The sequence below is a fragment of the Stenotrophomonas sp. GL_101 genome (assembly GCF_057835675.1).
In genome coordinates, this window is sequence record NZ_CM174432.1 from 3,520,056 (window position 1) to 3,530,454 (window position 10,399).

A 10,399-nucleotide genomic window follows, 5' to 3' on the forward strand; every position below is an offset into this window, starting at 1 on the left:
CGTTACTTCTTGGCGGCAAACAGCGCGTCGAGCTGCTGCTCGAAGGCGTGGTAGCCGATACGGTCGTACAGTTCCTCGCGCGTCTGCATCGCATCCACCACATTACGCTGGTGGCCTTCGCGACGGATGGTCTCATACACGTTCTCGGCGGCCTTGTTGGCGGCGCGGAACGCAGACAGCGGGAACAGCTGGATGGCGACGCCGGCCGAGGCCAGTTCGTCACGCGTGAACAGCGGGGTCTTGCCGAATTCGGTGATGTTGGCCAGCACCGGCACCTTCACCGCGTCGACGAAGCGACGGTAAGTGGCCAGGTCGTAGGCGGCCTCGGCGAAGATGCCGTCGGCACCGGCCTCGACGCAGGCGATGGCGCGCTCGATCGCCGCGTCCACGCCGTCCACCTGGATGGCATCGGTGCGCGCGATCAGGAAGAACTCCGGATCGGTCTTGGCATCGGCGGCGGCCTTCACGCGGTCGACCATCTCGCCCTGGGTGACGATTTCCTTGCCCGGCCGATGGCCGCAGCGCTTGGCGCCCACCTGGTCTTCGATATGGCAGGCGGCCGCACCGGCCTTGATCAGCGACTTCACGGTGCGCGCGATGTTGAACGCGCTGGGGCCGAAGCCGGTATCGATGTCCACCATCAGCGGCAGGTCGCACACATCGGTGATGCGACGCACGTCGATCAGCACATCTTCCAGGGTGTTGATGCCCAGGTCCGGCAGGCCCAGCGAGCCTGCGGCGACGCCGCCGCCGGACAGGTAGATGGCGCGGTAGCCGGCGCGCTGGGCCAGCAGCGCGTGGTTGGCGTTGATCGCACCGATCACCTGCAACGGCGATTCGGCGGCCAGGGCGGCGCGAAAACGGGCGCCCGCGGAAGAAACAGAGGTGCTCATGCGGCATTCCATCGTGAGTGACCCGAATAAGGGCGCAAGGGTCGTGCCAACTGGCAAGTGTCTGATTTGATTGAGACAGCGCGGCGGCACGCACGTTTCATCCTGAAACATTGAAACAGCTGTAACATGACTGGAACTGAAACATTGAAACACGCCCATGTCGATCAGCCTGCCCCGCCACCGCTCCCGCCCGCTCGATCCGGACCCCGGCAGCCTGCCGGTGATCTGGACGGTGAGCGTGTCACGCCTGACCGGCCTGCTGGGCGATGTGATTCCCGAATTCGACCGCCGCGCGCGCATCGTGCCGATCAACCTGGGCTTCGAGGAAGCGGTGGACGTGATCGGCCAGCGGCTGCGCCGCGAGCATTGCGACGTGGTCATTGCCGGCGGCTCCAACGCGGCGTACCTGCGCAGCCGGCTGGAGGTGCCGCTGGTACCGATCCAGGCCAACGGCTTCGACCTGATGGAAGCGCTGGCCCGCGCCCGTCGCATCGCACCGCGGATCGGGCTGGTCACCCACGCCACCGACGTGCCCAGCTTCGGCAGCTTCCAGCACAGCTTCGGGCTGGACATCGAACATCGCCGCTTCGTCACCCGTGAGGACGCGCGTGACTGTATCGCCGACATGCGCGCCAATGGCATCGAGGTGATCGTCGGCACCGGCATGGCGATCGACCATGCCGAGCAGGTCGGCCTGCCCGGGGTGCTGCTGTACTCGGCCGATTCGGTGCGCCAGGCCTTCGAGCACGCGCTGGAACTGACCCAGACCCTGGCCCGCTCCGGCGCGCCCTCGCTGCGCCGGCGCCCGGCGGCCAAGCGCCGCGATCCCGCCCATGCGCTGCTTGGCGACAGCCCGCCGATGCAGCGGGTACGCGAGCGCATCGCGCTGTATGCCCCACACGACAGCACCGTACTGGTCACCGGCGCCACCGGCACCGGCAAGGAACTGGCGGCGCGGCAACTGCATGCCGGCAGCGGCCGGCGCGGGCGCCTGGTCGCACTCAACTGCGGCGCCATCAGTGAATCGCTGCTGGAAGCCGAACTGTTCGGCTACACCGAAGGTGCCTTCACCGGCGCACGGCGCGGCGGCCGCGTGGGCCTGGTCGAAGCGGCCGACGCTGGCACCCTGTTCCTGGATGAAATCGGCGAACTGCCGCTGCCGCTGCAGACGCGCCTGCTGCGCGTCCTGGAGGAACGCGAAGTGCTGCGCGTGGGCGCGACCGAACCGACGCCGGTCGATGTACGCGTGGTGGCCGCCACCTTGCAGACGCTGGAATCACTGGTGGAGGCCCGGCGCTTCCGCGGCGACCTGTATTACCGGCTCGCCGCCCTGCCGATCGCGCTGCCCACCCTGCAGCAGCGCAGCGAGGACGTGCCGCTGCTGGTGGCGCACTTTTTCCAGCAGCTTGCCGCCATCGACTCGCCGCTGTCAGCCGAGGCCCTGCAGCGCCTGTGCGACTACGCTTGGCCCGGCAACGTGCGTGAACTGCGCAACATGGTCGACCGGCTGCGCATCCACTGGCAGCACGGGCAAGGGACGTTGTCGCTTGCGCAGATGCTGGAATGGCTGCCGGAGCTGCATCGATCGCCCCCAGGCAGTGCGCCGGCGGCCACCGGCGAACGCACCGGGGGCGCGCAGGCGCAGCGTTCGCGCCTGTCTGCCGAGGCGGTGCGGCAGGTGCTTGAGGACTGCGCGGGCAACCGCGAGCGTGCCGCCGACGTGCTCGGCGTATCACGCACCACCCTGTGGCGCTGGCTTCGCGCCGATGCTGCCGGTATGCCGGGCTGAATGCTCAGCGTCGCCCGTGCGTGGTCGCCGCCCAGCGCGCTTCGAGGGCGGCAACGCCGCTGCCCACCACCGCGATCCACAGCAACAGCACCCCCATGGGCACCTCGGACAGGTAGAAGAACCAGCTCAGCCAATCCAGCATGCCCAGCCCATCGGGAATCCGAGCGAGGCCATCGGTGAGCGCGGCGACCAGGCAGATCGCCGCCAACAACAGCGCTGCCGGTCGGCTCAACAGGCCGATTACCAGCAACGCACCGGCGATCCATTCAATCCCGCCCAGCACCGGCGCGCTGAGGTGCGGCCAGGGAATACCGGCGTCCACCAGCGTGTGCACCATGCGTTCGCGGCCGGCGTCGGTGAACACCTTGTTCCAGCCGGACACGCTGAACATCACCCCGGCCACCACGCGCGCAAGCAGCAGCACCGCTGCCTCCGCGCCACGCCGCGCCCGTGGCACGGCAAACAGGGAACGCCATGACATCATTGAATCTCCACAATGGGTACTCCGCCCGAGTCTGCCGCACCCTTCCCTGCCGCAGGATGAAACCGGCCGGAACCAGGGTAGATGCGTCAGATCCGCCGGCGGTCAGGGGAACAACAACCGCTTGCTCCATTGCCCGTCGGCGTCCACCTCATAGCACCAGCGCTCATGCAACCGGAACTGCGCGCCGTACCAGAATTCGATCCGCTCGGGCACCACGCGCAGGCCGCTCCAGCCCTCCGGACGCGGTACGTCACGGTCGGCGAAGCGCGCTTCGATGGCGGCCACGCGCGTATCGAATTCCTCGCGCGAGGCCAGCGTCTGCGATTGCAGCGAGGCCCACGCGCCGATCTGGCTCATGCGCGGCCGCGAGGCGAAGTACGCATCGGCCTCGGCATCGGCCACCTGCTCCACCCGGCCCTCGATACGCACCTGGATGCCGGCGTCGCGCAGGCTGCGCCACAGGAACAACAATGCCGCGCGCGGATTGGCGTGCAGTTCGCGGCCCTTGTGGCTGTCCAGATGGGTGTAGAACACGAAGCCGCGGGCATCGAAGGCCTTCAGCAGCACGGTGCGCGCCGACGGCTGGCCGCGGCTGTCGGCGGTGGCCACGGTCATCGCGTTGGGTTCGACTTCCGCGCTGCCCTTGGCTTCTTCAAACAGCTGGGCGAAGGTGTTCAACGCCTCGGTATACAGATCGCTCATGGTGGGTTTCGTGCCATTCGATTTGGGTTTATTGTCGCTGCATGCTTGCCACCCCGTACATGCCCCGCAACAGAGGTTTTCCCGACGCACTGGTAGCGGAGGCGCTGGAGGATGCACTGGCGACGGCAGGCAAGGTCCCAGTATTGGCGATCAGCGGCCTGCAGGGCAGCGGCAAATCGACGCTGGCCGCGCAGGTGGTGGCGTTGGCCACGCAACGCGGGCTGCGCGCGGCAGCGTTGTCCATCGACGATTTCTACCTGACCCGGGCCCAGCGCCAACGCCTGGCACGCCAGGTACACCCGCTGCTGCTCACCCGCGGCCCGCCCGGCACCCACGACCTGCCGTTGGCGCACGCCACCTTGGATGCCATCGCCGCACGCCAGCCGGTGGTCTTGCCGCGCTTTGACAAGCTCGCCGACGAACGCCTGCCCACCGCCGATTGGCCGCGCGTGGAGGACGCGCTCGACCTGCTGGTGTTCGAGGGTTGGTTCCTCGGCACCCCGGCGCAGGACGCCGCCGCGCTGGCCACCCCGTTGAACGCACTGGAGCGCGACGCCGACCCTGACGGTCGCTGGCGGCACTGGTGCAACCAGCAGCTGGCCGAACACTACCCCGCGCTGTGGCAGCGTTGCGACCGGCTGTGGTTCCTGCAGCCACCGGATTTCACCGTGGTGCCGCGCTGGCGCTGGCAGCAGGAACAGAACCTGCAGGCCGCCCACCCCCAGCGCAGCAGCATGAGCCGCGCCCAGCTGGAGCGGTTCGTGCAGTACTACGAGCGGGTCAGCCGGCAGGCACTGCGCACCCTGCCGGCATTGGCCGACAGGGTGATCGCGCTGGACGAGCAGCGCCAGGTCATGGCCGGTGGCACAACGCCCGGCGCGTAGCCGCCTCAGCTCACCAGGAAGGTGATGCGCAGGTTGACCCGCCACTCGGTGATGTTGCCCTCGCCGTCGGTGACCACTTTGGTTTCATTGATCCAGGCGCCCTGGATGCCCTTGACCGTTTCGGACACCTTCTTGAGGCCACTGCGCACCGCGTCCTCCACGCTGGTCTTGGAAGATGCGTTGATCTCGATGATTTTGGCCACTGACATGGGTCGCTCCGACGGCGCGCGGGACATTCCGCGCCAGCCTATCGTGGGGGCCGGCGCGTAAAGGCGGCGACACGGAGGTGTTAGCATCAACGGTAATGAATCCCGCTCCGAACCTCATCCTGATTGGCCCGATGGGCGCCGGCAAAACCTGCATCGGGCGCCGCCTCGCCGAACGCTTCACGCTGGACTTCGTCGATGCCGATCACGCCATCGAGGAGGCGGCCGGGGCCACCATTGCGGCCATCTTCGAGCATTCCGGGGAAGCCGGCTTCCGCCAGTACGAGCACGACGTGCTGCAGGCGCTGTTGGCCGGTCGCAACCAACTGGTCTCCACCGGCGGTGGCGCGGTGCTGGATGCCGACAACCGGGCGACCATCGCCCGGCGCGGTTTCGTGGTGTACCTGCGGGTCAGCGTGGCCGGGCAGCTGGAACGGCTGGCGCGCGACCGCACCCGCCCACTGCTGCAGCGCCCGGACCGCGAGCAGGTACTGCACGCGATGGCGGTCCTGCGCGACCCGCTGTACCAGCAGTTGGCCGACCTCACCCTGGATACCGACCTCTTTACCCCCGCCGACGCCACCGCACAGCTGGTGCTGCGCCTGGCCGCGCACTGGCAGCGACAGGACTCCCCCGCATGACCCCTCCCCCCCGCACCGTTGCCGTTGCCGGCGACACCCCCTACACCATCCACATCGGCCCGGGCCTGCTGGGCCAGGGCGAACGCCTGGCCGAGCATGTGCGCGGCCGCCACGTGCTGCTGCTCAGTGATTCGTCGGTCGCCCCGCTGTACCTGGCCGGGGTGAAGGAAGCCCTGCTTGCCGCGCGCCCCGACCTGCAGGTTGGCGAACTGGTACTGCCGGCCGGCGAAGCCTCCAAGACCCTGGCCAACTTCGGCGCGGCGATCACCGCGCTGGCCGCCCTGGGCGCCACCCGCGACGCCTGCGTGCTGGCCCTCGGTGGCGGCGTGGTCGGCGACCTGGCCGGGTTCGCCGCCGCCTGCTGGATGCGCGGCGTGGACTGCGTGCAACTGCCGACCTCGCTGCTGGCGATGGTCGATTCTTCGGTGGGCGGCAAGACGGCGGTGGACATCCCGGAGGGCAAGAACCTGGTCGGCGCGTTCCATCCGCCGCGCGCGGTGATCGCCGATACCGCCGCCCTGCGCACCCTGCCGCCGCGCGAACTGCGCGCCGGGCTGGCCGAGGTGATCAAGTACGGTGCGATTGGCGATCCGCTGTTCTTCCAATGGCTGCAGGCCGAACACCGCGCCCTGCTGGCCGGTGATGATGCCGCCCTGGCCCAGGCCATCGCCCGCAGCTGCGAACACAAGGCCGAGATCGTCGCGCGCGACCCGCTTGAAAAAGGCGAACGCGCCCTGCTCAACCTCGGCCATACCTTCGGCCACGCCATTGAAACCGAGCAAGGCTATGGCGCCCCGGGCAACGACAACCTCAACCATGGCGAAGCGGTCGCGGTCGGCATGGTGCTGGCCGCGCGCCTGTCCGCCCAGCTGGGCATGAGCAGCACCGCCGACACCGTGCAGCTGCGGGAGCTGCTGGTGCGCTACGAGCTGCCCGTCGCCATTCCCGCCGGCCTGGGCGCCGAGGCCCTGCTGGCGCGCATGCGGCTGGACAAGAAGAACGTGGCCGGGCGCCTGCGCCTGGTGCTGTGGCGCGGCATCGGCCGCGCCGAGGTGGTGGCCGACGTCGATGAAGCCGATGTACTGCGCGTGCTGCAGCCCGACTGAGCTGCGACCGTTCGCCGCAGGCGGCGCGGGCCGACACCGTCCGCGCCGGTGTTCGCGGCTACAATCGCAGCCATGCGCGTCTTCCTGCAGCAACCGCCCAGCGGCACCGAGCCGGCCCGCTATCTCCAGCTGACCCTGCAACCGGACCTGTTCGGCGGCTGGGAGCTGTTGCGCGAATCCGGTTCGATCGGGGGACGCGCGCAGTTGCGGCGCGAGCTGTTCCTGCAGGCCGATGAAGCCCGCCGCGCGTTCGACAAGGCGCGCGACAGCCAGCTTCAGCGCGGCTACCAGATCATCCCTACCCGCGGCGAAACGCCGCGCTGAGCGCAGGCCACCGTGTTTTCATCCCTTCGGCCCTGCGCCACCCGATTCCAAGGAAGCGTCCCGTGACCAGCCCCTCCCGCCATGACCGCCTGCTGCGCGCCCTGCGCCGTGAACCGGTGGACTGCACCCCCGTCTGGCTGATGCGCCAGGCCGGCCGCTACCTGCCCGAGTACCGCGCCACCCGCGCCAAGGCCGGCAGCTTCCTGGCCATGGCCAAGAATCCGGACATCGCCTGCGAAGTCACCCTGCAGCCACTGCGCCGTTTCGACCTGGATGCGGCCATCCTGTTCTCGGACATCCTCACCATCCCCGACGCGATGGGCCTGGAGCTGTATTTCGTCGACGGCGAAGGCCCCAAGTTCCGCCACCCGGTACGCGACGTGGCCGCCATCGCCAAGCTGGCCGTGCCGGACATGGAAACCGAACTGCGCTACGTCATGGACGCGGTGCGGGTGATCCGCCGCGAGCTGGATGGCAAGGTCCCGCTGATCGGCTTCTCCGGCAGCCCCTGGACGTTGGCCTGCTACATGGTCGAAGGCGGCGGCAGCAAGGACTTCGCCCGCATCAAGGCCATGGCCCTGAACGAACCGGCCGCCCTGCACCAGCTGCTCTCGGTGGTCACCGATGCGGTCATCGCCTACCTGTCCGCCCAGCGCGCCGCCGGCGCCCAGGTGCTGCAGATATTCGACACCTGGGGCGGCGTGCTCAGCCCCGGCATGTACCGCGAATTCTCCCTGCGCTACCTGACCCGCATCGCCCGGGAACTCGAACGCGGCCAGGGCGACCAGCGCACCCCGCTGATCCTGTTCGGCAAAGGCACCGGCCTGCACCTGGCCGACCTGGCCGACACCGGTGCCGACGCCCTCGGCGTCGACTGGACCCTGGACCTCGCCGATGCCGTCACCCGCACCGGTGGTCGCGTTGCCCTGCAGGGCAACCTCGACCCGGCCACCTTGTATGGCAATCCCGAGGCGATCGAACGCGCGGCCGGCCGCGTGCTGGACAGCTACGCCCAAGGCAATGGCGGTTCGCGCGAGGGGCATGTGTTCAACCTGGGCCATGGCATGTCGCCGGACATGAATCCCGAGCATGTGGGCGTACTGGTGGAAGCGGTGCATCGGTTGAGCAGGCGCTGAGCGATCTGCTCGAAGCGCCGCCGATAAGCGGCCGTCATTCGGTTCATTCAAGAGGCCGCGGCTTCGTTGGGGCATGCCGCGAGCTTGCGGAGCCCCTTGGCGGCCGGTAGGTCCTTGGCAAAATCAAGGAGGAGGTGACAGCCGCAGGCTGGCGCCGGGGGACATTTGCACAAGGGCGTACCGGCCGCCAAGGGGCTCCGCAAGCTCGCGTTGCAGCCAGCCGAAGACGCGCCTCACTTCGGTAAACAGCATGACGACCAGGGGCGGCGCCACCGGCGACGCGAAGCGCAGCCGACCCACGGTCGGCGCTACCGCATCTTGACCACACCCTGACCCCGCATCGGCGATCATGTGCGCCTCGTTGATGAAGGCACCCACGATGACCACCAGCAGCTACGCTTCGATCCGGCCCCTGCTATGGCTGGTGTCGCTGGCGATCTTCATGCAGATGCTGGATTCCACCATCGTCAACACCGCCCTCCCCGCCATGGCCCGCAGCCTCGGCGAAAGCCCCCTGCAGATGCAGTCGGTGGTCTTCAGCTACGCCCTCGCCGTGGCCACCTTCATCCCCGCCTCCGGCTGGATCGCCGACCGCTTCGGCACCCGCCGTACCTTCCTCGTCGCCATCATCCTGTTCACCCTCGGCTCGCTCGCCTGCGCCCTGGCCCAGACCCTGCACCAGCTCGTGGCCGCCCGCGTCCTGCAAGGCATCGGCGGCGCGATGCTGCTCCCGGTCGGCCGCCTCGCCGTCATGCGCTCGGTTTCCCGCGAAGAATTCCTGCGCGCCATGAGCTTCATCGCCATCCCCGCCCTCATCGGCCCCCTCATCGGCCCCACTCTCGGTGGCTGGCTGGTCGAAGTCGCCTCCTGGCACTGGGTGTTCCTGATCAACCTCCCGATCGGCATCATCGGCTACATCGCGGCCATGAAAATCATGCCCGACCACTACGCCGAACACCGCACCCGCTTCGACCTGGCCGGCTACCTCATGCTCGCCTTCGGCATGGTCGTGCTCTCCCTTGCCCTGGACGGCATCTCCGGCATGGCCACCCCGCATGCCCTGGTGATGCTGATGACCGTGGCCGGCCTCGCCGCCCTGGTTGGCTACTGGCTGCACGCCGCCAACTCCACCGCACCGTTGTTTTCGCTTGCCCTGTTCCACGTGCCCAGTTACCGCATCGGCATCCTCGGCAACCTGTTCTCGCGGATCGGCAGCAGCGCCATGCCGCTGTTGATTCCCCTGCTGCTGCAGGTCGGCATGGGCATGAGCCCGATGAATGCCGGCCTGTTGATGATCCCCGTTGCCGCGGCCGGCATGCTCTCCAAACGCTATGCGGTCAAACTGGTCGAACGCTTCGGCTACCGCCGCGTGCTGATGGTCAACACCGTGCTGGTCGGCGTGGCCATGGCCAGTTTCATCTTCATGACCCCCGGCCAGCCGATCTGGGTGCGCGTCATCCAGCTGGCGGTATTCGGCGCGGTCAACTCGCTGCAGTTCACCGTCATGAACACGGTCACCCTGCGCGATCTCGACCGCGACTTCGCCAGTGCCGGCAACAGCCTGCTGTCGATGGTGATGATGCTGGCCACCGGCTTCGGCGCAGCGGCGGCCGGCAGCCTGTTGGCCGCCTTCGACCATCTGGACGCGCTGCACGGGGCCACCGCCGCCCTGCACGCCACCTTCGTCTGTGTCGGCGCCATCACCCTCACCTCCACCCTGATCTTCTGGCAACTGCCCGACACCCGCCCCTCCCCGCGCGATGTAGAAGAGGTCGCCGAGTAGGTGAATGCTGTTCACTTAAGCGGCCGCAGCGTCGTTCGGGCATACCGCAAGCCGAGCCCCTTCGCGGCCGGCAGGCCCTTGGTGCAAATGTCCCCCGGCCGCCTGCGGCAGCCTCCTCCTTGATTTTGCCCAAGGACCTGCCGGCCGCGAAGGGGCTCGGCTTGCGGAAGGCAGGGCAATTCCATGCTTCCGGGAGGCCGCCTGCGTTCTGCCCAGCGTTTTTTCCGCCTGCCGAACTTTTCGGTCTCCCGTATCTGGCCAGGCATGCGTGGTTCGGGTCAGCGTCACCACCAACGGTGGTGACCTACCTTTCGGTGCCCGCGCGCGGAAAACCGAAACGGCGCAAGCCAACCCACTTGGCGGCCGGCAGGTCCTTGGGCGAAACAAAGGAGGAGGCCGTCGCCGCAGGCGTCGGCCGGGGGACATTTGCGAAAGGGCCTGCCGGCCGCCA

At 68.4% G+C, this 10,399-nt stretch carries 12 protein-coding genes; 7 read left to right on the top strand and 5 right to left on the bottom strand.

The genetic code is table 11. From position 1 onward, the window contains the following. Window positions 1-2 precede the first annotated feature (2 nt). Window positions 3-893 (bottom strand): methylisocitrate lyase, encoded by an 891-nt coding sequence (prpB, locus tag AC3IR9_RS15595; protein ID WP_489291815.1) that lies wholly within the window; start codon window positions 891-893, stop codon window positions 3-5. Window positions 894-1,056: 163 nt separating this feature from the next. On the opposite strand from prpB, the gene prpR reads away from it, so the two are divergent. Then, window positions 1,057-2,682, top strand: coding sequence for a propionate catabolism operon regulatory protein PrpR (prpR, locus tag AC3IR9_RS15600; protein ID WP_489295860.1), 1,626 nt, complete (start codon window positions 1,057-1,059; stop codon window positions 2,680-2,682). A 4-nt stretch (window positions 2,683-2,686) separates the two neighbouring features. Here prpR and AC3IR9_RS15605 read toward each other — a convergent pair whose 3' ends face one another. Both AC3IR9_RS15605 and pdxH read right to left on the bottom strand, forming a co-directional pair. After that, window positions 2,687-3,163: a DoxX family protein gene (locus AC3IR9_RS15605; protein ID WP_489291816.1), complete on the bottom strand. Its 477-nt coding sequence runs from the start codon at window positions 3,161-3,163 to the stop codon at window positions 2,687-2,689. Window positions 3,164-3,268: 105 nt separating this feature from the next. After that, window positions 3,269-3,868: a pyridoxamine 5'-phosphate oxidase gene (pdxH, locus tag AC3IR9_RS15610; protein WP_489291818.1), complete on the bottom strand. Its 600-nt coding sequence runs from the start codon at window positions 3,866-3,868 to the stop codon at window positions 3,269-3,271. Between the two features lie 41 nt (window positions 3,869-3,909). Here pdxH and AC3IR9_RS15615 point away from each other — a divergent pair, with 41 nt between their 5' ends. Further along, a complete protein-coding gene (locus AC3IR9_RS15615; protein WP_489291820.1) occupies window positions 3,910-4,752 on the top strand; it encodes a kinase in 843 nt (280 codons plus the stop codon). 5 nt (window positions 4,753-4,757) lie between these two features. Here AC3IR9_RS15615 and AC3IR9_RS15620 read toward each other — a convergent pair whose 3' ends face one another. Beyond that, window positions 4,758-4,961 carry a dodecin family protein gene (locus AC3IR9_RS15620; protein WP_489291822.1) on the bottom strand — a complete coding sequence of 68 codons (204 nt, stop codon included), beginning with the start codon at window positions 4,959-4,961 and terminating at the stop codon, window positions 4,758-4,760. 95 nt (window positions 4,962-5,056) lie between these two features. Here AC3IR9_RS15620 and AC3IR9_RS15625 point away from each other — a divergent pair, with 95 nt between their 5' ends. From AC3IR9_RS15625 to hemE, 4 genes are all read left to right on the top strand, one after another. After that, window positions 5,057-5,599 carry a shikimate kinase gene (locus tag AC3IR9_RS15625; protein ID WP_489291824.1) on the top strand — a complete coding sequence of 181 codons (543 nt, stop codon included), beginning with the start codon at window positions 5,057-5,059 and terminating at the stop codon, window positions 5,597-5,599. Beyond that, a complete protein-coding gene (gene aroB / locus AC3IR9_RS15630) occupies window positions 5,596-6,705 on the top strand; it encodes a 3-dehydroquinate synthase (RefSeq protein ID WP_489291825.1) in 1,110 nt (369 codons plus the stop codon). The genes AC3IR9_RS15625 and aroB overlap by 4 nt, the downstream gene beginning before the upstream one ends. Window positions 6,706-6,777: 72 nt before the next feature. Further along, a complete protein-coding gene (locus tag AC3IR9_RS15635; protein WP_489291826.1) occupies window positions 6,778-7,029 on the top strand; it encodes a WGR domain-containing protein in 252 nt (83 codons plus the stop codon). Window positions 7,030-7,091: 62 nt separating this feature from the next. Next, entirely contained in the window at window positions 7,092-8,165 is a 1,074-nt protein-coding gene (gene hemE, locus AC3IR9_RS15640) for a uroporphyrinogen decarboxylase (protein WP_489291828.1), read from the top strand. A gap of 123 nt (window positions 8,166-8,288) precedes the next feature. Here hemE and AC3IR9_RS15645 read toward each other — a convergent pair whose 3' ends face one another. Then, complete coding sequence (locus AC3IR9_RS15645) at window positions 8,289-8,543, bottom strand: hypothetical protein (RefSeq protein ID WP_489291830.1); 255 nt, start codon at window positions 8,541-8,543, stop codon at window positions 8,289-8,291. 1 nt (window position 8,544) lies between these two features. Here AC3IR9_RS15645 and mdtD point away from each other — a divergent pair, with 1 nt between their 5' ends. Then, the gene (mdtD, locus tag AC3IR9_RS15650) at window positions 8,545-9,948 is read left to right on the top strand and encodes a multidrug transporter subunit MdtD (protein WP_489291831.1); all 1,404 of its coding nucleotides are present in this window, start codon (window positions 8,545-8,547) and stop codon (window positions 9,946-9,948) included. The last annotated feature ends 451 nt before the right edge of the window (window positions 9,949-10,399 follow it).